The sequence below is a fragment of the Bradyrhizobium pachyrhizi genome, from assembly GCF_029714545.1.
GTDB classification, from domain to species: Bacteria; Pseudomonadota; Alphaproteobacteria; order Rhizobiales; family Xanthobacteraceae; genus Bradyrhizobium; species Bradyrhizobium pachyrhizi.
Genome location: NZ_CP121667.1, coordinates 5,438,945 through 5,458,466 on the forward strand (window position 1 = coordinate 5,438,945; position 19,522 = coordinate 5,458,466).

25 protein-coding genes, 1 tRNA gene and 1 riboswitch are annotated in these 19,522 nt (G+C 64.9%); of the genes, 12 read left to right on the top strand and 14 right to left on the bottom strand.

Features of this window, described 5'->3' with window-relative positions; all coding sequences use genetic code 11:
- Positions 1-88 precede the first annotated feature (88 nt).
- On the top strand, positions 89-916 hold the full coding sequence (locus tag QA639_RS25670) for a YkgJ family cysteine cluster protein (protein WP_157348780.1): 828 nt from the start codon (positions 89-91) through the stop codon (positions 914-916).
- 30 nt (positions 917-946) lie between these two features.
- Here QA639_RS25670 and QA639_RS25675 read toward each other — a convergent pair whose 3' ends face one another.
- Together QA639_RS25675 and QA639_RS25680 are read right to left on the bottom strand one after the other, a co-directional pair.
- Positions 947-1,321: a hypothetical protein gene (locus QA639_RS25675; RefSeq protein WP_157348781.1), complete on the bottom strand. Its 375-nt coding sequence runs from the start codon at positions 1,319-1,321 to the stop codon at positions 947-949.
- Positions 1,322-1,461: 140 nt separating this feature from the next.
- Entirely contained in the window at positions 1,462-2,646 is a 1,185-nt protein-coding gene (locus QA639_RS25680; RefSeq protein WP_283087626.1) for an MFS transporter, read from the bottom strand.
- Between the two features lie 115 nt (positions 2,647-2,761).
- Here QA639_RS25680 and QA639_RS25685 point away from each other — a divergent pair, with 115 nt between their 5' ends.
- The 4 genes from QA639_RS25685 (at position 2,762) to QA639_RS25700 (ending at position 4,521) form a co-directional block, all read left to right on the top strand.
- Positions 2,762-3,577, top strand: a complete 816-nt coding sequence (locus tag QA639_RS25685; protein WP_028337638.1) for an AraC family transcriptional regulator — start codon at positions 2,762-2,764, stop codon at positions 3,575-3,577.
- 96 nt (positions 3,578-3,673) lie between these two features.
- The gene (locus QA639_RS25690; protein WP_028337637.1) at positions 3,674-3,901 is read left to right on the top strand and encodes a hypothetical protein; all 228 of its coding nucleotides are present in this window, start codon (positions 3,674-3,676) and stop codon (positions 3,899-3,901) included.
- Positions 3,902-3,986: 85 nt separating this feature from the next.
- Positions 3,987-4,205, top strand: a complete 219-nt coding sequence (locus tag QA639_RS25695) for a hypothetical protein (RefSeq protein WP_028337636.1) — start codon at positions 3,987-3,989, stop codon at positions 4,203-4,205.
- Positions 4,206-4,218: 13 nt separating this feature from the next.
- The gene (locus tag QA639_RS25700) at positions 4,219-4,521 is read left to right on the top strand and encodes a hypothetical protein (protein ID WP_050385697.1); all 303 of its coding nucleotides are present in this window, start codon (positions 4,219-4,221) and stop codon (positions 4,519-4,521) included.
- A gap of 433 nt (positions 4,522-4,954) precedes the next feature.
- Here QA639_RS25700 and QA639_RS25705 read toward each other — a convergent pair whose 3' ends face one another.
- The gene (locus tag QA639_RS25705; RefSeq protein ID WP_256438759.1) at positions 4,955-5,077 is read right to left on the bottom strand and encodes a hypothetical protein; all 123 of its coding nucleotides are present in this window, start codon (positions 5,075-5,077) and stop codon (positions 4,955-4,957) included.
- Between the two features lie 218 nt (positions 5,078-5,295).
- On the opposite strand from QA639_RS25705, the gene QA639_RS25710 reads away from it, so the two are divergent.
- Positions 5,296-7,560 carry a cation:proton antiporter domain-containing protein gene (locus QA639_RS25710; protein WP_167350417.1) on the top strand — a complete coding sequence of 755 codons (2,265 nt, stop codon included), beginning with the start codon at positions 5,296-5,298 and terminating at the stop codon, positions 7,558-7,560.
- Between the two features lie 63 nt (positions 7,561-7,623).
- Here QA639_RS25710 and QA639_RS25715 read toward each other — a convergent pair whose 3' ends face one another.
- A complete protein-coding gene (locus QA639_RS25715; RefSeq protein ID WP_018272072.1) occupies positions 7,624-8,070 on the bottom strand; it encodes a hypothetical protein in 447 nt (148 codons plus the stop codon).
- Positions 8,071-8,282: 212 nt separating this feature from the next.
- Here QA639_RS25715 and QA639_RS25720 point away from each other — a divergent pair, with 212 nt between their 5' ends.
- Both QA639_RS25720 and QA639_RS25725 read left to right on the top strand, forming a co-directional pair.
- Complete coding sequence (locus QA639_RS25720) at positions 8,283-8,555, top strand: hypothetical protein (protein WP_028337633.1); 273 nt, start codon at positions 8,283-8,285, stop codon at positions 8,553-8,555.
- 100 nt (positions 8,556-8,655) lie between these two features.
- Positions 8,656-8,732, top strand: a tRNA-Arg gene (locus QA639_RS25725).
- Positions 8,733-9,013: 281 nt separating this feature from the next.
- Here the strand turns inward: QA639_RS25725 and QA639_RS25730 are convergent.
- Positions 9,014-10,024 (bottom strand): helix-turn-helix domain-containing protein, encoded by a 1,011-nt coding sequence (locus QA639_RS25730; protein ID WP_283087627.1) that lies wholly within the window; start codon positions 10,022-10,024, stop codon positions 9,014-9,016.
- A gap of 162 nt (positions 10,025-10,186) precedes the next feature.
- Here QA639_RS25730 and QA639_RS25735 point away from each other — a divergent pair, with 162 nt between their 5' ends.
- Entirely contained in the window at positions 10,187-11,332 is a 1,146-nt protein-coding gene (locus tag QA639_RS25735; protein ID WP_157348669.1) for an alkane 1-monooxygenase, read from the top strand.
- Between the two features lie 26 nt (positions 11,333-11,358).
- Here QA639_RS25735 and QA639_RS25740 read toward each other — a convergent pair whose 3' ends face one another.
- From QA639_RS25740 to QA639_RS25765, 6 genes are all read right to left on the bottom strand, one after another.
- Complete coding sequence (locus QA639_RS25740) at positions 11,359-12,156, bottom strand: class I SAM-dependent methyltransferase (protein ID WP_157348668.1); 798 nt, start codon at positions 12,154-12,156, stop codon at positions 11,359-11,361.
- A 188-nt stretch (positions 12,157-12,344) separates the two neighbouring features.
- A complete protein-coding gene (locus QA639_RS25745; RefSeq protein ID WP_016846479.1) occupies positions 12,345-12,716 on the bottom strand; it encodes an SANT/Myb-like DNA-binding domain-containing protein in 372 nt (123 codons plus the stop codon).
- A gap of 224 nt (positions 12,717-12,940) precedes the next feature.
- Positions 12,941-13,234 carry a hypothetical protein gene (locus QA639_RS25750; RefSeq protein ID WP_028337629.1) on the bottom strand — a complete coding sequence of 98 codons (294 nt, stop codon included), beginning with the start codon at positions 13,232-13,234 and terminating at the stop codon, positions 12,941-12,943.
- 224 nt (positions 13,235-13,458) lie between these two features.
- Positions 13,459-13,881 carry a zinc-ribbon domain containing protein gene (locus QA639_RS25755; RefSeq protein WP_198400343.1) on the bottom strand — a complete coding sequence of 141 codons (423 nt, stop codon included), beginning with the start codon at positions 13,879-13,881 and terminating at the stop codon, positions 13,459-13,461.
- A gap of 221 nt (positions 13,882-14,102) precedes the next feature.
- Positions 14,103-14,555, bottom strand: a complete 453-nt coding sequence (locus QA639_RS25760) for a MaoC/PaaZ C-terminal domain-containing protein (RefSeq protein WP_028337627.1) — start codon at positions 14,553-14,555, stop codon at positions 14,103-14,105.
- A gap of 129 nt (positions 14,556-14,684) precedes the next feature.
- Entirely contained in the window at positions 14,685-15,548 is an 864-nt protein-coding gene (locus tag QA639_RS25765) for a bifunctional 5,10-methylenetetrahydrofolate dehydrogenase/5,10-methenyltetrahydrofolate cyclohydrolase (protein WP_028337626.1), read from the bottom strand.
- 15 nt (positions 15,549-15,563) lie between these two features.
- Positions 15,564-15,643: riboswitch (ZMP/ZTP riboswitch) on the bottom strand.
- A 217-nt stretch (positions 15,644-15,860) separates the two neighbouring features.
- Here QA639_RS25765 and QA639_RS25770 point away from each other — a divergent pair.
- Positions 15,861-16,268, top strand: coding sequence for a hypothetical protein (locus tag QA639_RS25770; RefSeq protein ID WP_028337625.1), 408 nt, complete (start codon positions 15,861-15,863; stop codon positions 16,266-16,268).
- Between the two features lie 120 nt (positions 16,269-16,388).
- Here QA639_RS25770 and QA639_RS25775 read toward each other — a convergent pair whose 3' ends face one another.
- The gene (locus QA639_RS25775) at positions 16,389-16,916 is read right to left on the bottom strand and encodes a hypothetical protein (RefSeq protein WP_198400342.1); all 528 of its coding nucleotides are present in this window, start codon (positions 16,914-16,916) and stop codon (positions 16,389-16,391) included.
- Positions 16,917-17,131: 215 nt separating this feature from the next.
- Complete coding sequence (locus tag QA639_RS25780; RefSeq protein ID WP_051376369.1) at positions 17,132-17,767, bottom strand: hypothetical protein; 636 nt, start codon at positions 17,765-17,767, stop codon at positions 17,132-17,134.
- A 262-nt stretch (positions 17,768-18,029) separates the two neighbouring features.
- On the opposite strand from QA639_RS25780, the gene QA639_RS25785 reads away from it, so the two are divergent.
- A complete protein-coding gene (locus tag QA639_RS25785; RefSeq protein WP_283090623.1) occupies positions 18,030-18,413 on the top strand; it encodes a VOC family protein in 384 nt (127 codons plus the stop codon).
- 15 nt (positions 18,414-18,428) lie between these two features.
- Here QA639_RS25785 and QA639_RS25790 read toward each other — a convergent pair whose 3' ends face one another.
- Complete coding sequence (locus QA639_RS25790; protein WP_410712072.1) at positions 18,429-18,860, bottom strand: hypothetical protein; 432 nt, start codon at positions 18,858-18,860, stop codon at positions 18,429-18,431.
- A 237-nt stretch (positions 18,861-19,097) separates the two neighbouring features.
- Between QA639_RS25790 and QA639_RS25795 the strand changes: the two genes are divergently transcribed.
- The gene (locus QA639_RS25795) at positions 19,098-19,448 is read left to right on the top strand and encodes a GrlR family regulatory protein (protein ID WP_026192881.1); all 351 of its coding nucleotides are present in this window, start codon (positions 19,098-19,100) and stop codon (positions 19,446-19,448) included.
- Positions 19,449-19,522: the final 74 nt, after the last annotated feature.

The window sequence follows — 19,522 nt, forward strand, 5'->3', positions numbered from 1 at the left end:
CACGTTCCGGATTGCACTGGAATCTACCGTTGCCGAATACCGGCGGCCAAAAACACTGCACAAGAAGAGCCGGCCAAGAAGAAAAACAATGGATCAAGTGGCGTTGGTCGTCGTTCGGGCGGTCGAGAGCGGCGCGACGACGACGAAAGATATTATCGGCGTGACCAGATTGTCGCGTCTCAAGGTCGAGCGTGCACTGAGCACGCTGGAGAAGCAGAAGCTGCTCCTCCGCGAACGACAAGGCTTGTGGGCCCTCGGCTTTCCCGTGGCTCCGACCGTCAGGCAATGTGGATCATGCACCCTCTGCTGCAAGGTGCTTGAGGTGACCGATCTCGGCAAGCCGGTGAATACGGTCTGCAGCCACATCCTGGCGGGCGGCGGATGCGAAATCTACCACGAGCGTCCCCGGCAGTGCCGCTCATTCAGCTGTGCCTGGCTGCAAGGCCACCTCGATGATGATTGGTTTCCCGAGACCACGGGCATGGTGCCGCATTTCGGGCTCGATGCGCTGAATGTGCAGGTCGACCTCGATGATCCCGACCGCTGGCGCGAGGAACCCTATTTCAGCAAGCTGTGCGAACTTTCGTTGAAGGGCCTCAGGGTAAGTGAAGGGCGGCCGTATGCCACCCTCGTCATCGTCGGTCAGGACCGCTACCTGCTGCTCGGGCGGACCATCGTGCCCGATCCAACGCTGTTCGGCACCGCCTTCGTGCCGGTTACGCTCGACACCTTCCGCTACTGGAAGGCAACATCGCTTGAGCATCTGCAGCGGTTGAACGATCGGGTCGTGGAGATCCAGCGCATCCAGCAGGAGTTCGGCCATTGCGCCATCCCTGACAACGACGATCCCTCCCCGCCTTACCGGCCGGCTCTTCTCCAACGGTCGAAGGAACTGGGCGTGATACGCACGACGTGACGACAGCCGGACTCAGCGCACGTCAATTCGTCATCTCAGGTGATACTTCCTGCCGTTGGTGTTCGGGTCGGTGTTGTCGCTTGTCGAGAACATCAAAGCCGGGCCGAAGTAATTCCAGGTGTCCCGGTAAAATGCGAAGCGGCCGGCACCCTTGTCGATGATCTCTTGCTGGGCGGTGTTAGCGGGGCCGAGAAGCCGGTCGTCTTCGTACAATCGGGCAGTCTCGAGCGTGCCGTCCACGTATTTGACGGGGATGAGATACGCATATCCCTTGTAAAGGCGGAAGGCGCCACGCAGCAGGTTCCTGTCGATCGGACTCGGAGGAACCAGAAAAAGGAATACACTCGACGCCAAGGCAAAGAGCGTCGATCCGATCGCGATGCGCGTGCTGACAGATGTCCTCAACGATGCTCTTCCCTTGGCTCTTGCTTGCGAGGCTTCCCGCCTTCTCTAGCGCGCGCCTGCGACGCAGACAACCGACCGGGCCCCGCCACGCCTTGCTGCGAGCCGGATCTGGCTCGCGATATTTCCGCATCGAACGACAATCAGATTGTCGCCGCGCGGCCGGCTGATCGGCCCAGGACTGCCATCAGCACCGTCGCAACGGCGCAGCACGCGAGCGCAACCTCCCAGCCTCCGGTCGCATCATGGGCAAGTCCGGCGAGCGGCGGGCCCGCAGCGGCGAGCGAGTAGCCGAGGCACTGCGCCATGCCCGACAGCGCGGCCGCCTGGTGGCTGTGCGAGGTTCGCAGGCTGACGAATGTCAAGCCGAGGATGAAGGCTGCACCCGCTCCGAAGCCGAACAGCGCGACCCACAGCATTGCGAGCGACGGACACTGCCACAATCCCAGCAGCGAGACGCAGGTTGCAAGCGACACGGCAATCGCAATCCCGCGCTGGTCCTTCATGCGCCGGACCATCGGCCCGAGGATCAGGCCGGGAAGCGCGGTCGCCAATTGCAGCACACCGTGCAGCGTACCCGCCGTCGCCGCCGGGTAGCCTGCCTGCACGAGGATGGCAGGCAACCAACCGATGATGATGTAGAACACCAGCGAGGTCAGGCCGAGGAAGCCGGTCACCTGCCAGGCGAGCAGCGAGTGCCAGATGCGCCCGCGATGCGGCGATGAGGCCGGCTCGACCGTCGGGGCCGAGTGCGTCGCCAGCTGGGGTGCCCAGGCTATCAGCGCCACCAACGGAAAGATCAGCGTGCTCGCAAGCGAGAGATGCCAGTTCGATCCCGGCAATTGCGCGAGCGGGATTGCCACGACCGATGCGAGCGCCTGGGCCAATGCGGACGTGATCGCGTAAGCGCCGGTCAGGCTGGCGATGCGAGTCGGAAAGTCCCGCTTGAGCAGGCTCGGCAGCAGCACATTTCCAACGGCGATTCCGGCACCAATGGTGGCGGTGCCCGCGAACAGCGCCCAGACCGGACCGGACGAGCGCAGCGCGATCCCGGCCGCGATGACAAGCAGCGCACCGAACAGCAACCGCTCGATGCCCCATTCGCGCCCGAGCACAGCTGCAACCGGTGAGATCGCGGCGAATGCCAGCAAGGGCAGCGTCGTCAGGATTCCGGCCTCCGCCGCGCTGATCCCGCTGGTCTCACCGATCATGCCGAGCATCGGCGCGACGCCGGTAATGGGCGCGCGGAGCGTCGAGGCGATCAGCAGGATCCCCGTCAACAACAGCCCCTGCCCGCCCAGCGTGCGCATCGGCGCAATCATCGTCATCGCATGCTCCTGGCCATCTGCATGCGCCAAGCTATCGACTTGGTTGTCGGAAGAATTTACATATCTATTCTATCGATCGCTAAATTCGGTCACTCGACGGGTTTCCAGCTCCGTTATGGGCTTTCAACTTCGCTATCCCTGGCCGGACCTTGATCCGGATGACGTCGCGGCGGCGGCCATCGCCGTGCGCCTCGACGTCACCGACAACAAGGTCGAGGCGGCCGAGCACGCGCACCGGAAGGGACAGCTCGTCTTTGCGCTCGGCGGCGGCGTGATGTGTCGCGTTCCTAACGGATTGTGGATGGTGCCGCCGCATTGCGGCGTCTGGCTTCCCGGCGGCACGCGCCACACCAACATCGCAACCGCCAATGCGCGGATCTTCTTCGTCTTCATCGAGCCCGGTGCCGCCGATCTGCCCGACCGCTGCTGCACATTGTCGATCTCACCCTTGCTGCGCGAGCTGATCATCGCGCTTTCCGACCGCATGCAGCACGACGGCGGCAGCGAGACGCTCGTTGCGCAATTGCTGCTGAGCGAATTGCCGCGCATGCCGCTGCAGCAGCTGCATCTGCCGATCTCGCCCGAGCCACGCTTGCGACGGATCGCGGCAGCGCTCGCCGATGATCCGGCCGATCGCCGCACGATGGCCGAATGGGCTGAACGCGTGGCGCTGAGCGAGAGCAGTCTGGCGCGTCTCATCCTGAGGGAAACCGGCCTGACATTCGGGCGCTGGCGCCAGCAACTTCATTTGATCGTCGCGTTGCGCGAGCTCTCCGCCGGCGCGAGCGTACAGCAGGTCTCGTCCGCACTCGGCTATGAGTCCGTCACAGCCTTCATCACCATGTTCAAGAAGGCGCTCGGCAAGCCACCGGCGAAATATCTCAGCGATATCATGCAAGGTAGCGGCTCGGCGTTCGCGGCTGGTGGGTGAATTTAGGAACACCGGTCGGCAACGGACGTTTTCGACATATCGGGCGAACGAGACACGCGAGCCGCCTGCGTCGAGCCAATGCATCGAGGATGCCAGATGCCCTACGCGCTATTCGATCGCGACAGACAGATCGACAAGGCTTTTCCGACGGAGAAGCAAGCGTGGGAACATGCACTGATCTGCGGGCTGATCTTCGACGTTCCGGTCGCGGATGAAGCGCCGGGCCAGGTGCTGCCGGCCGGCTATCACATGAAGCGAATTCCCGGCGACGGCGAAGTCTTCGAACCAGCGCCCGAATGGAAGTTACCGAACGAAATTTCGTGATCGGCCCGCGGCAGGGTTGCCGGTTGCGATCGTGACGTTGCGCGATAAGTAACGTCGAACCGGACCAACAATTCAGGGTGAGCGCATGGCCGAAACCGGCAAGATTTTTCACGTTCGCTGCGTCGACAACACGTTGCAGCGGGACACGCTGTCGCTCGGGCGCGTCTACGAGGTGACAAGGGATATCGAACGTGACGGCTATTACGAGCTCAGCGGATTGGGCCGCTTCAGCCGATCCAGATTCGAGGTCGTCGAGACGAGCGACGACACGGCCGAAGTCCGACAGACGTCTCGATCAAAATAGACCGGAGAGCGCGATGCCCAGAGGCGACAAGTCGAGTTATACCGACAAGCAGAAGCGGCAGGCCGAGCACATCGAGGAAGGCTACGAGACGCGTGGTGTTCCGGATCGCGAGGCCGAGCGGCGCGCATGGGCGACCGTCAACAAGGAGACCCACGGCGGCAAGAAGAGCGGCTCCGGCCGCGGCACGCGCGAGGATCATTCCCCGTCGCGCAAGGGCGGCAAGCTCGGCGGCAAGGCGGCCGCGAGCCGCCCCGCGGCGGAGCGGTCGCGCTCGGCGAAAAAGGCGGCACGCACCCGCAAACGCCGGGCCGCTTGACCGGCCGCGGGCGCCCCCGCAGACAGCAGGACAATACCGCACGCCCGAGCATGATCCGGGAAAGTGCGCAGCGATTTTCCGAAAAAATCATGCTCAAACAATGAGCTAAAGCGCGATGACGACGGGACCCGATCTCATCGCGCCTTAGGCGACGGCTCGCAAATGCGTGATCGGGCGCCACCACCGGTTGCCTTCATTTCGGCACCTATCGGGAACAGGCTGTCAGGCCAGGAAGCAAAAGCGAAGCAAAGGCGGCCACCGCAGGGGGTGCCTGCAATTGACGTATCGGTCCCATAGCAGCTGGCAGGACGTGGATTTGCGCAATCTCGTCCGGGTCATATCGGCCTGCACCCTCGGGCTTTGGGCATTTGCGGCCGGCCTCCTGATCGGGACCTTCCTGCTGTGATGGATCGGTGCGGCACGCGCCGCCTGCCTACCCGCCGCTCAGGTGATGCGCGGCGACGAACAGGACGAGCGCGCTAAGCACCAATGCCGATGTGGCGCCGGCAACGCTACGCGCGAGTTCAGCCTTCGAAAGATTGGATCTGGTTGCCATCGCAGCCTCCCGTTCGCGCGAGCTGAGCCACAGCCGCTCCGGCGGTCAGGCTCGCTCATGGAGACATTCGCATCACCAGGATGAACGCATCATGAGCGAAACGAACCGCCGGTGCGTCCGTTCCAAAATCTGACCCAGTGGATCACTTTCGGAACCCGGGCGTTGACCGCATGCGGCAAGCCGGCCGAGCCGCGCTGGAATTGGAAATCGGAGATACCATGGTGATCCGCTGGGGGCGGCTTCAACCGGCGATTTGGGCGACCGTCATCCTGCTCGTGAGCATCACGGCAGCCGACGCCGCGGGCGACAAGGCGAGCAAGCCATCCGAGTTCATCCTGCTCGTCCAGATCGCGCTCCTGATCGCGGTCGGGCGCGGTCTCGGCGAATTGATGCAGCGGATCGGCCAGCCCTCCGTGATCGGCGAACTGCTCGGCGGCCTTCTGCTCGGACCGTCGCTGTTCGGCTGGCTGTGGCCGTCGGCGCACGGCGTGATCTTTCCGCCGTCCGGCGAGCAGAAGGCGCTGATCGACGGCATTGCGCAGTTCGGCATCCTGCTCCTGTTGCTGCTGACGGGCATGGATACCGACCTCAAGCTGGTGCGGAAGGTCGGCCGCGCCGCGACCACGATCTCGGTGGCGGGCATCGCGGTGCCGTTCGTGTGCGGCTTCGTGCTCGGCGAATTCCTTCCCGACGGCCTGCTGCCGCATCCCGAAGCGCGGCTGATCGCCTCGCTGTTTCTCGGCACGGCGCTGTCGATCTCCTCGGTGAAGATCGTCGCCGTCGTGGTGCGCGAAATGAACTTCATGCGCCGCAATGTCGGTCAGATCATTGTCGCCAGCGCGATCATCGACGACACCCTCGGCTGGATCATCATCGCTGTCATCTTCAGCCTCGCCTCGCGCGGCAGCCTCGATATCCTCTCGGTCGCGCAGGCGCTGTTCGGCACCCTGGCCTTCCTCGCAGCCAGCTTCACGATCGGCCGGCGGCTGGTGTTCCGGTTGATCCGCTGGGCCAACGACAATCTGGTCTCTTCGGCGGCGGTGATCACCGTGATCCTGCTGTTGATGAGCGGGATGGCGATGATCACGCACCTGATCGGCGTGCACACCGTGCTCGGCGCTTTCATCGCCGGCGTGCTGGTCGGGGAATCCCCGATCCTGACCCGGCAGATCGACGAGCGGCTGCGCGGGCTGATCTCGAGCCTGTTCATGCCGGTATTCTTCGGGCTCGCCGGCCTCAGCGCCGACCTCACGGTGCTGAAGGATCCGTCGGTGCTGGGGTTGACCGCGGCGCTGGTGCTGATTGCGAGCATCGGCAAGTTCGGCGGCGCCTTTGTCGGCGGTGCGCTCGGCGGGCTGACCCGGCAGGAGTCCTATGCGCTGGCGAGCGGCATGAATGCGCGCGGCTCGACCGAGGTGATCATCGCCACCATCGGCCTGTCGATGGGGGTGCTGAGCCAGACCATGTTCTCAATGATCGTGACCATGGCGATCCTGACCACGATGGCGATGCCGCCGATGCTGCGCAGCGCGCTGGCGCGGCTGCCGCTCGGCCAGGACGAGAAGGAGCGGCTGGAGCGCGAGGAATATGAGCAGCGCGGCTTCGTGGCCAATCTCGAGCGGCTGCTGCTCGCGGTCGACGAGAGCAGCAACGCGACATTCGCCGCGCATCTCGCCGGCCAGCTCGCCGGCGGGCGCGGTCTGCCGATCACGGTGCTGCATGTCGGCGCCAACGCCAAGCTGCAGGAGAAGAACCGTGCCGATGAGGAGAGCCCCGAGGCGGCGGTCATCAACGCGGCCAAGGCGAGCGCCGAAGCCGATGCCGACGGCGGCGGCAATGTCGACGTCATCAGCCGCGCCCGCGAGGAGACGGCGGCGGAGGCGATCGCCGAGGAAGCCAAAAAAGGTTTCGACCTGCTGGTGGTCGGCATGGACGCGGTCGCCGGCCCCGATGGCGGCTTCGACCGGCAGCTCGACGACCTGACCTCCGGCTTCGACGGCCCGCTGGCGATCGCGGCCGCCAAGGGCGTACACGAGAAAGAGCCGACGGCGAATGCGCGGAAGATCCTGGTGCCGGTCTCGGGCAGCAACGTCTCACGGCGCGGAGCCGAGGTCGCGATCGCGCTGGCGCGCCTTTCGAGCGAGCCGCTGCAGGTGGTCTATGTCTCGACCACGCGCGACAAGGGCGCCCGCCGCACCAGCCCCAGTATGTCGCTGGCGCATGAGGAAGCAATCCTGAAGGACATCGCGGCGACCGCGGCGCGCTACGACATCAACGTGACGACGCGGCTGCGCGCCAACACCGCACCTGAGGTCGCGATCCAGCAGGAGATCGCGTCAAGCCGGGCAGACCTCGTTGTGATCGGCGTCGACCGCATCCAGGGCGACAGCCTGAATTTCGGCAGCGTCGCCACGGCCGTGCTTGGCAAGTCGAAGGCGTCCGTGCTGCTGGTGTCGGATGGCGACGTCAGGCCCAGGACCTGAAATCCCAAGACTTGAAGCCCCAAGAGAGACCTGAGGAGGTTCGAAGCGCGAGCGCGTCCGCGCCTACCACTCTTCCGGACAGGGATCGACGATCTTCCAGAGATCGACCCCGTTCTTGATCTTCTTCATCTCGGTGGTGAGCCCGCCATTGCGGCGGATCCAGTCCTTCACCGTATCGGGGTAGTAGGACATCAGATCGGAGGTGCCCTCGAGGCTGGTGACCTTGATACCGAAGGTGAAGGCCTTGTCGTAATAGGCCTGGTGGAAGCCGATGCTGGCCCGCGGCGTGACGCAGATCTTGTTCAGCGGCACGATGCCGAACACCAGCGTGCAGGCCGAGTTGCAGATGCCGTCGATCACGACGCGCTCGCGGCGCTCGCGGATCTGCTTGTACTTGGCCTTGTACTCCTCGACATAGCCGCCATGGTCGCGCGTGATGTGCAGCACCGCCCGCGCGGGCGTCGCGGCCAGAACCGAGAGCAGCAAGGCGACAAGGGGCGTGATGCGCATGGATCGTTCGAAACCGCGGGAAAGGCCGGGCCCGGGCGGACCTGACCGCAAGACTCTGGCCGGACTGTGTTGGCAATCCGTTAAGCATCCGCAAAAAGGCAAAATTTGGCGCGCTGTGACTGATTTCCCGCAGCTTTTGGCCCCGATTCCAGGTTAAATGGGGCCCGGGGCGGCCCACAATGCCGATTCCCGTAAATGACCGGAGGCCGCCCATGACCAAGACCAAGCTTTTCGCCGCCCTCGCTCTGGCCGTGATGGCCCTGACCCCGGCGGCTGCGGCCGACCTCACGGCCCATCCGCGCCACCACCGGCATCACCACCACGCCCATTGGGGCCTGCCCTACCACATCAGCTATTTGCACAATTACGGCCCCGGCCCGACTGCCGGCACGTTCGCCTATTACGATGGCTCCCCGCGCAACAAGTGCTACCAGGGCGCGGCCGCCTATATCGGCCAGGACCACCGACGGCATCCCTGCTTCTGACGGCTTTAAGGGAGAGGACCGCCGGGGCGCCGGCACCGCCGGGTGCCGCGCTTCGTGCCTGCTGGCCCTCCCCGCCCAAGTCTGATAATCGACCCGCAACGCGCTCGTAGCTCAGCTGGATAGAGCATCGGATTTCGATTCCGAGGGTCGGGAGTTCGAATCTCTCCGAGCGCGCCATCATTTGGACGCCCCCGTGGCAGCGTGCGACGGCAGCCACGAAACCATTTTCATCAGCGGACGAAACCGGGCGGAAACATTTGACCGGTACCACTTCTCCCAAACAATAATGGGGAAGTGTCATGATGGAAGCGACCATTGTCGCGCTGCTGCTCCTCAGCGCCGCTGTGTTTTTTGCTCACGCCTACGACGCCCTGCATACGCATTGACGGGATCGGCATCGTTTAAGTCTGCGTACCGTCCACCAGGTCTGTGGGCTTGCGCGAGCCGTCAACCGCGCCCTAACCCCGCCCGCCCTTCTCTCCGAACCACCGCCGACACGCCCGGCTGAAGCTCGTCGCATCGGTGTAGCCGAGCGCGGCCGCCATTTCGTCGCGCGATTGGGTGCCGGCCGCGAGCATGATCCTTGCGCGCTCGCGCAGCACGCCATCGAGCAGCGGGCGGAAGGCGCTGCCGGTCTCGGCGAGCCGCCGCACCAGCGTTCGCCGCGAGGTGCCGACGAGGCGCGCGGCCTCCTCCTCAGCGAGACGCCGCGGCAGGCGGGCCGCGATCAGGCGCTCGACGATCCCCGCCAGCGCCGTGGTGTCGGGCTGCGGATTTTCGATCGCCTCGAGCGCTTCGATGGCCTTGGCGTGCAATTGCGGATCGGCAAACGGCGACGGCCGCGCGCCAAGCGCTTTCGGTACCTCGAAGATGAAGGCGGCAGCGTTGAACTTCACCGCGCAGGAATAATGCTCGAGCAGCCGCTCCGCGCCCGCAGGCGGCGGCCAGGGAAATTGCAGCGTCGCCTCACCGATCGCATCCTCGAGCAGCTGGACGTACACCGCGTGCACGTTGAGGCTGACCGCCAGCGCCACGGCGTGCCACAGCGCTTCGTCCATCGCGACGGCGGGAGAGATTTCGATCTGGATCGCGCGCGCGGTCTTGCGCAGCCGGTTGCGGACGAAGGGCGCGCGGGTCGACCCGAAACGCGCGCCGGTCGCCAACGCATCCGCGATGGTCGGCGCCGTCCTGGTCGCGACGTCGAGCGCGCCTTGCAGCGATGTCGACCACACCGCCGCGGCCGACAATGGCCATAGCTCGCCATGCCGGCGGGTGATGTTGGCCGCCAGCACCACCAGCGAGGATACCGGCATGTGACCACCGGGCTGGTCGAGCGCTTCGAGCCGAATTCCGGTGCCCTTCAGCAGCTCGTCGCGATCGCTTCGCGTCTGGCCAAATGCCCGCACCAGGGCCCGCGCATAGGCCGCGGACACCGGCGTGCGAAGGGCATCGGATTCCGATCCGTGCATGGCGTCGGCGACCTCCCCCTCGCGAACGTCCGGCCGAACGAGGCTTGGCGCAAAATGCCACAAGATTGGCCTGTTGTGAACTGGCGGCGCAGGCCCGCCTCGCGGCATGCTCGGCCCAACAATGGCGAACGCCACCTCGCAAGAGACGCTGGAGGGAATGCGATGATCTTCACGGGCACCAATGCTGCTGGCGAAACGATCACCTACCGGGACGGCAAACGCTATCTCTGGATGCTCTCGTTCATTCCGCCGCTGATCCCACTGTTGTCCTACTGGCTGTTCCTGCGGACGCACAATGCGCTGGTGACGCTGATCCCCTTCGTCTTCATCTTCATCCTGATCCCGCTGCTCGACGTCGTGTTCGGCGAAGACACCCACAATCCGCCGGCGGAAGTGGTCGCCGCGATGGAGGCCGATCCCTATTACCTGCGGCTCGCGCGCATCACCGTGGTGTTTCCCTGGATCAACTACGTCGCGCTGATTGCGTTGTTCGGCACCCAGGATCTGCCGTGGTGGTCCTATGTCGCCTTGCTGCTCGGCGTCGGCACCATCAATGGCGGCGCGCTGTTGATCGGGCACGAACTCGGCCACAAGCCGGACAGGCTCAACATCCTGTTCGGCATGCTCGCCAACTGCGCGGTCGGCTACGCGCATTTCCGCGTCGAGCACAATCGCGGCCATCACACCTGGGTCGCAACCCCCGAGGATCCCGCCAGCGCGCGCTTCGGTGAATCGATCTATGCGTTCGCAACGCGCGAGCTGCCCGGCGCCTTCAAGCGCGGCTGGCGCAATGAAGCCGAACGGCTGACCCGGCGCGGCGAGCCGGTCTGGTCGGTCAACAACGAGATCCTGCAAGGCTTTGCGCTGACGCTCGTCGTCGCGGCCGTCCTGATCGCGCTGTTCGGCTGGAAGGTCGCGCCCTTCATCGTCGCGCACCATTTCCTCGGCTGGTACGCGCTGACCCAGGCCAACTATGTCGAGCACTACGGGCTACTGCGCGAGAAGCTGCCGAACGGCCGCTACCAGGCGGTCGAGCCGCGCCACTCATGGAATACCAACCACATCGTCTCGAACCTGATGACGTTCCACTTGCAACGTCACTCCGACCACCACGCCAACCCGATGCGCCCCTATCAGTCGCTGCGCGATTTCGACGACATCCCGCGGCTGCCGAACGGCTACACCGGCATGTTCGGGCTGGCGGCGATCCCACCGCTCTGGTTCCGCGTGATGGACCCGAAGACCCTGGCCTGGGCCGGCGGCGACAAGAGCAAACTGAACCTCCGCGATCGGCCCGCGAGCTCGTGATCGCGGCGATTGCCCGGCTCCCGGTCCTATATCTGCGCCGATCGCCGCTTCATGGCGCCGATGCCGAGGAATGAGCCATTCACCGACGGATACTGGCCGGTGAATTCGTACGTATCGAAGCTTGGCGCTTCCAACTGCTTCAGCGCCTTCCAGAGCAGCGTGGTATCGGGACAGGCTTGGGAATGGATGTCATGATGCACGATGATGCGGGCGTGGGAACGCACCAGCAGATGATCCTGTAGCGCACCGCGCAGGCTGTGATCGCCGTCGATGAAGACGCAGTCCGGCTTCAGTCGGTCGACATGCGCACCGACCAGCGGGGAGGTCGAAAAATCCTGCATGTAGATCGGTTCGATAGCGGCCTGCTGCTGCAGCAGATCGAAATAGGTCGAGATAAAGGGCGTCGGCGCGATCGGATCGAGTGCAATCACGGTCTTCAGGTCGGCGCCGCTGTTCCTGAGCCACTCAGTAACAAGGATGAACATGCCGCCCCAGCGGCAGCCGATTTCCATGTACGAGGAGACGCCGGACGAATTACGCGCAAGCCAGGCGAGGTATGGCGCAAGCTGGTTCGGGTATTGCCAAAGGTGGAGGCCCTTGCCGAAGTTCGGCGCCAGTTCCGGCGGCTGCTCATGAAGCAGTTCGTCATTGAGCCCCAGTGCCGGGATGAATTCGCGTTCGAGGAAGTCCACGTCGGTACGCTGAGCCGGATTCAACCCGGCGATCGCATCGATCGCGTCGCCGACGGTGACAGCGAGATCGGCGAAACGCTGGTATCGGTCGGCTTGGTATCGGTCGGCTTGGGCTAGCTGGGCGTTGAGCATCGGCGCAATCGGATCGGTGGGCTAAAGAGAACACAGAGAGGCCGCAGGTCGTCGTGCCCCCCGATGATTGAACGGACGGGGCGTCCGTCTCGGGCGCGAAATCTTGCATTCGGTCGCGAATGGTCCGCCTTCCCCCACCGGATGCGCGAGCCACTTCGGCATGGCGCGCCCGGCGTGCATCCATTCCTTCAGCCGCTCGGAATCTTCCGCCGTACCGCCTCCACGCCGGCGTCGGTCACGTTGTATCTGCGGCCCATCTCCGGGACGATCCAGCCCTTCTCGATCATTCCGGCAATGGTGCTCGGACCGACGCCCGCGGGAAACGGACGGCGGTTGCGGATCGCGTCGATCGCGACCCGCTCGAGATGGGTGGCGACATGCGAGGGGCGCGCGCGAAACGCCTTTGCCATGATCAGGACCGACAGGACCTCGGCGCGCCGGCGCACGGCCGAAGCGCTGCGGGTCAGTTCGTTGCTGATCTCGAGAGCGTTCTTGCCGGCCCTGGCGAGTTCTCTGAGCTTCTCGTCCTCGTCAGGGCTCCAGCGCCGCACGATCCCCATCTGCCCCTCACCGCCTGGATACCCATCTCAAACCGATGCATACGCAGGCGGCGCTGATTTGCCATGTGACTTTCGGCACCTCTTGATGTGACGTCGGGACTGTCGCCACCAGGACTGCCGATCGCGGGTGCCGCGCGATGCAGCACAAAGAGCATGATCCGATTGAATCGGATCATGCTCTCAATCCCCTTGCTTGGTTGCGTTTGCTTGCGCGCGAAAACGCTTCAGTGCTTGCTGGGTTCAAGCGCGATGAGCACGCCGGTCGGCTCCGGCTCGTGCGGCCGAAGCGACGTCAGCTCCGGATCGCTCCATTCGGCGAGACTGACGACTTCGCCGGTCTGCCCCGACATGTCGGAGGTCTGGGCAGGTTCGAGCACCTTGAGCCCGCTGGTGTCGACGAAGAATGTGTGCTCACCGAACACGCTGTTCAGTTGCGCCACGGCCGGGTGATCGTCCGGAAGTACCTGGGCATTCAGTTGCGTCATGGTCTGCTTGACTTGCGTGGAATTGAGTTTCATCCGCTGCTCCTTCTCGTTGGTTCCGGCCGCGATGGCTTCCTTGACAGGTTTCCTTGACAAGTTTTCCTTGGCTGGTTCCTCCCCGCCCGCACCCCACATCGGGGGCTTCAAGGTCTCGAACCGATCAGGCACCGAAACGTTCCGCACGCGCGACGCATTGACCGCCTGCGCAGCGGTTCCCCGCGTATCAGACGTGAAGTGCGACTCTGAAGTCACGCCCATCGCTACGAGACAGGAGGCTTCTTCCTTGCGAGCCCTTCCAGATGCACACGGCGCGCGGCGGATTTGCGCGCGCGCTCCTTGGTGCGGCAGGCCCGGCAGCGCACCGCCTTCATGAACACGTCGCCCTTGGCGGTCTCGTACCACCATTTCTGCTGCAACGGCGTCCAGACCTCGGCAACGCCACAGTCCTTGCAGATGAAAGGCTCGGGTCGATAGGTTCCGCGCAGCACAAAGTCGGGGGTCGAATAGCTGTTCGAGGGCGCCAGCGCGCTCGTCACCACGGCAACCTCGCCGCGCGCCAGCGCAATCCTGTACTCATGGAGACGGCGCTGTTCGGCGGCGCGCTGCGCCTGCATGCGGCGCCACTCCTCGGCCTTGCGCCGCTTGGCTTCGATCTCCCCGCGCTTCCGCTTGTTGCTCTTCACGCCCACATCCGTCCAGGCTGATACCCCACAGCGCGTAGCTGAACCAACTCCCGGGCAGCACGACCTCGTCGATGTTGACGTCATTGATGCGCTGCTGTTCTGCCGCCGGCTTGTCATAATTGCCGCAACATTGCGCGACGACAAGGTCGCGTGCGGGGAACGCGTAGAGGCGCTGACGGCCGTCCGAGGCGGATGACTTCGGAATGCCCCTCAGGCCGCGCCTATGCCCGCCCCTGCTCCGCCGGCCGCATGCGGATCAGCGCGTCGAGCACGAGGACAAGAACCGGGCGCTGCTCGTCGTTGACCAGCTCCGTCTTGAAGATCACGACAGCGTCGCGCCGCTCCGGCCTGATGGTGATCTTCTGGATCTGGGATTGGCCGGTGAGCGTGGCGCCGGGCCGAACCGGGCTCGGCAGGCGAATCTCGAAGCTCCGCCCGACGATCCCCGCCACCTTGGTCCAGATCGCCTCCACGACGAGCCGCTGATAGATCGCAATGGTGTTGAAGCCGCTTGCGATCAGTCCGCCGAACGGGCCTGACGCAGCCGCGACGGGATCGGCATGGATCGGCACCGGATCATATTTGCCGGCGAACTCCAGGATCTCGGCCTCGCCGATCGTGTAGCTGCCAAGCCTGAACGTCTGGCCCTCGGTGAGATCTTCCGCATACAGCATCGCGCGCCTCCATCTGTCGCGCGACGATAGACGAATGGTGCGGGCTTTCCATTACCCCGGACGTCATGAACTTCGTGCGCGATACGCGAGCGACACCCGCCGCTCGCATATCGCCGCAGGTATCCCGCGCTATTGCAGCCGGGCCGCCCTCGCCTTTGCGGCCTTCAGCGTGTTCTCCATCAGGCAGGCGATCGTCATCGGGCCGACGCCGCGCGGCACCGGCGTGATCGCACCGGCGACCTGCACCGCCTCGTCGAACGAGACGTCGCCGCACACCGCATAGCCGCCGTCCGGCTTCTCGACACGCGTGGTGCCGACGTCGATGACGATGGCCTGCGGCTTGATCCAGTCGCCGCGCACGAGGCCCGCCTTGCCCACCGCGCTCACCAGGATGTCGGCCTCGCGGCAGATCCTGCTGATGCCGCGGGTGTGGATATGGGTCTGGGTCACGGTCGCGTGCTCCTGCAGCAGCAGCGCGGCCATCGGCTTGCCGACGATGTTGGAGCTGCCGATCACCACGGCATGGGCGCCGGTGAGGTCCGGCAGGGTCGATTTGATCAGCCGGAGACAGCCGAGCGGCGTGCACGGCACCAGCGCATCGTCGCCGTGAAACAGCCGGCCGGCGTTCAGGGCGTGCAGGCCGTCGACGTCCTTGGCGGGATCGACCGCCGCCATCACGCGCAAGGCGTCGATATGCGCCGGCAACGGCAGCTGCACGAGGATGCCGTCGATATCGTCGCGCGCATTGAGCGCCTCTACTCCGGCAAGCAGATCGGCCTCGCTGGCATCATCCGGCAGGCGTGCGACCTCGCCGCGCAGGCCGAGCCGTCCGGCCATCCTGACCTTGCTCTGCACATAGATCTGGCTCGCCGGATCACAGCCGACCAGCACGACCGCAAGCCCCGGCGCGCGGGGCAGCCGGTCGAGTTCGCCAGCAATCTTGTCGATGACAATTTGGGCATGTGCATGCCCATCGAGAATGTTCGCCGTCATGGCACCTCCGTTTCGAAGCGGTGCCCAGGCGCGCGGCGTTCAGTCTCTGCGCTCCCCGATGGTGGTCCATCCAAGCGCCAGTCGCGCAGATGGCGTCGTCATAGCCGCCCCGCCGGGCAAAGGCAATTCACGCTCTCCCGCGGGTCGAGCGGCGACGAATTGCCCTCACTTTTGCCGGTGGATCGGTGCCGGGCGGGTCACCTCTGGGGGTAGGATTCGGGCAAGACTTGCGTTAAGTCTCGGCGCTTGCCGGGCTTTTCCGATCCCCGGCGCCATCCTTCCGGTCATCACGCCATTTCGGACATTTTCGACATGAGACATATCATCCTCGCGCTGGCGCTCTTCTGCCCGGCTGCCGCGCTTGCCCAAGGCACCACGCCGGCCCCCGCCGACGCCGACAAGCCGGCGGCGACCTCGCAGCCGATGGTCGGCGACAAGCCGCTGGTCCAGGTCGGCAAGAAGTCGGCCGCCAAGAAGGGCGAGAAGCCTGCTGCGCCCGGCAAGCCGCAATCGGTCGCCCAGAAGCTTCAAGCCTGTCAGGACATCGACGACGCCACCAAGGAGCGGCTGATCTGCTACGACGAGATCTTCAAGCCGCAGCCGAAGCCGAAAGCCGCCCCGGCCAAGGGCGTTAACGATTGCCGCTTCGTGAAGGAAGAGGACGAGCGGCTGACCTGCTACAACGGCTTCGCGGACAAGATTCCGCGCCTGCCGCGCTAAAGGTAGCGGGCGGCACTCGGACGCCTTCCCGCATCCGGCGAGGTGCCTGATCGCGGACGTGAAAATGCCGCCGCAAGTGTTTGCGGCGGCGGATCGATTGCCGGCTGCGGCAGCCTTTTCTTACCAAGTCCCGAAGCCGCCGAAGAAGCCCATGCGCTGCTGCTGCTGCGCGACGCGGTAAGGCTGATACATGCCGGGCTGCGCCAGCCGCATCGGCTGCTGGGGATGGGCATGGTAGCGCGCGACCTTGCGCTTCTTCGGCGCCTGAGGCTGGGCCTGCGCCGGTTGTTCAGCCGATTTTGCCTCAGCCGCGACCTTCTGCGCATCAGCCTTCTCCGGCGGAATGAACTGGGCGAACGTATTGCGGACGCGGGCTTGCGCCGACGCATCGCCCGTAGCCGACGGGACGGCCGCGGCGACCGCGTTGACCTGCGCTGGAACAATGGTCGGCAAATTGGTGTCGTAGACCACCCGCTCGGGCAATTTCTGGGTCGACTTGATGCGCACCATGGTCTTGTCGACACCCGACGACGACAGTCCCTGGGCCTGGCCGGCGACCACGGTCTCCTGCGGCACGATGGCATTGACGACGAAGAGCAGCGCGAGCAGCACTCCACCAACGAACAGGAAATAACGCGCCACAGGCATTTTGGTAGCTCCCCCCGCGCAGCAGGGCGCGGTTCATCTCGGCGCGACGACATCAGTCATCGCGCGGGCGATTTCATCGTCTGCGCATGATCACCCGGACGCTATCCGCGCTCCCGGGTCGGTCACTAACGGCTGGTTTATTAGTTAGTTCCGGCCCGGCCGTTACGGTTCACCCGGCAGGTCAATTTGCGGTCACTTTTTCGAGATGCCGGGAATTAAAGGCGGCTGGCCGTCACGACCGAGCATTTCGCCTTGTTTGCGTTAACGTTGACGAACCCGACCAACATCTGCGAGTAGGTCTTGCGGCTTTTCATGGCGATGGTGTCGGAGATCAGCCGCTTGCGCTCGGTCAGCGGCCGACCGTCCCGGCGGATGAAGGCGCAGGCGATCTCGATATCCTTGACGGCGAAATCATTGGCATTGCGCAGCGTCAGGGTGACCAGCGCCTTCGAACCCAGCCCGCCGCGCCGCCACGATTGCGAGGCGATCCGCAGCTTGTCCAGCGGCGACCTTTCAGCGCCGGGCCCGGACGGCTTGGCCTCCTCTGCTCCCTGTGGGGCGGCGGCAACGCCGACGGTAGTCGGCTCGTCCGCCGGTGCGGCCAGCGCATCCCTCGCGGTCTGATTTGTGATTTGGGCTGGTTGCGCGCCGGTCGGGGCATTCTGCGCGGTACGGATCATGGAGGACACCGGCCAAATATCCTGGTCTCCGGCGTCGCTCGGCTCGGGGAGCATGAACCATGCGGCGATCCCGGCGAGCGCAATCAGCGGCAGCAGCAGGCTGGCGTAGAAGCCCCCTTCACCGAGACGTCCGGCGGCCAACCTCCGAAACGACGCCAAGCCGATCCGCATCGTCGTGCCCTCACCCTGGCAGCCTGATCGGGCCGCCCCCCACACAGAGAGGAAGCCGCACCGCGCGGCTTCCGGGACGGCCGCAGGTCGAGCGGCCACGCGAAGACAATCGCTGACGGCCGCAATGGTTTCATTCCGGGACGACAATCTTGCGGCCGGCAGCACGGAGGGATGGCCTCACGGCCGGCCGCTCGCTAAGTTCGCGCCGCCCGAGAGCGAGTGCCGCGCGCCGAAGCGGCGCGAGAACAGCAAGGAGATCGCAATGCCTGTCGTCACCTGGGACCACGTCCACCTGCGCAGTCCCGATCCCGAGGCCACTGCGACCTGGCTGCGCGACATTCTCGGCGGCGAGATCATCCGCGGCCCCGGCCGCATCGACGTCCAACTCGGCGGTGCCAAGGTGTTCATTGCGGAGGTGACCCAGGGCGACGGCGTCAACGCCGCGCCGGTGACGCCCTATCAGGGGCTCGATCATTTCGGGCTCACGGTGAAGGAAATCGACGCGGTCGCGGCCGAGATCAAGGCCAAGGGCGTCGAATTCACCAAGGAGCCGACCACGATCCGTCCGGGCGTGCGGATCTGCTTCATCCGCGGTCCGCAGGGCATCTCGATCGAACTGCTCGAGCGCGACCAGAAATACGTCTGAGCCACGCGTGCGGCGCTAAGTCATGCTGCCGGGCATGAAGCAGCGGATCGTCACGCCCATGTAGCTGGGAATCGGCCAGACCATGGCGCGGCCGACCCGGTTGGGCTCGGTGACCACGGCCTCGTCGGGGACATCGATCCACGCCCCGTCGAGGCGCACACGATAGTGCCCGTCCTTGGATTCCCAGTCGACATCGCTGACCGCTGTACCGTCGGCATCCGAACAGCACGGCCCTTTGCCGCTGCGCAGGCCATCGAACCATTCCTTCAGCGGCGAATTGGCGTAGCGGCCGTCGGGATCGCGCGCCTGCGCGATTCGCATGGCCGCGACCAACACCAGCGTTATCAGCACGAGGGATACGATCATGTGGCCCGCATAGCGGGCCGGAGTTCCATTGAGCCTGCGAGGGCGTGCCCAATGGCCGCCGGATTCAATCCAGTCAGACATGTGTTTGCTCCAGCACTCACCGGCCAGTGCAACCAGAGCTATGCATTTCGCGGGCCACTTTGATTCGCGCGTACGGTCCGCTGTCATCGCGCCGTCACACTGCCTGGCAGGAACCGAGGGTGTCACCCGAACGCGGAACACCCGGGAATCAACCTGCCGCATTGCACGAGGTTGCTCGCTTTGGCATAAAAAACCAACTGGCTTGCCGTGGGCGCGGCGGCCAGCAATCGGGACATCATGAAGAACGGACTTTACTCAATTCACGTCACCCTGCTGGACGGTCGCGTCGGTAAGGGCAGCGGCGTCATTCTCTTCCGCGACGGCCAGATTCTGGGCGGCGACGCCTATCTTTACTACACCGGCAGCTACACGGTGAAGGGCGATGCCTTCAAGGGCGAAGTCCTTGTGCAACGCCACACGACGCCGCGCGACACCGACAACCCGCTGTTCGGCGGGCCCGCGCCCGTCGGCATCGGCGTCTCCGGCACCTTCACCGACACCCGCGGCACCATGAGTGGGACCGCGCTGGTCGGCAAGGCGAGCCTGATCTTCGGCGCCACGCTGCACAAGCTCGCGGATATCAATTAGCGGTTTGAAACTCGCTGCGAGATCCGTCATCCCCGCGCAAAGGCTTTGCGCGGGGATGACGGAACGAGAGCGAG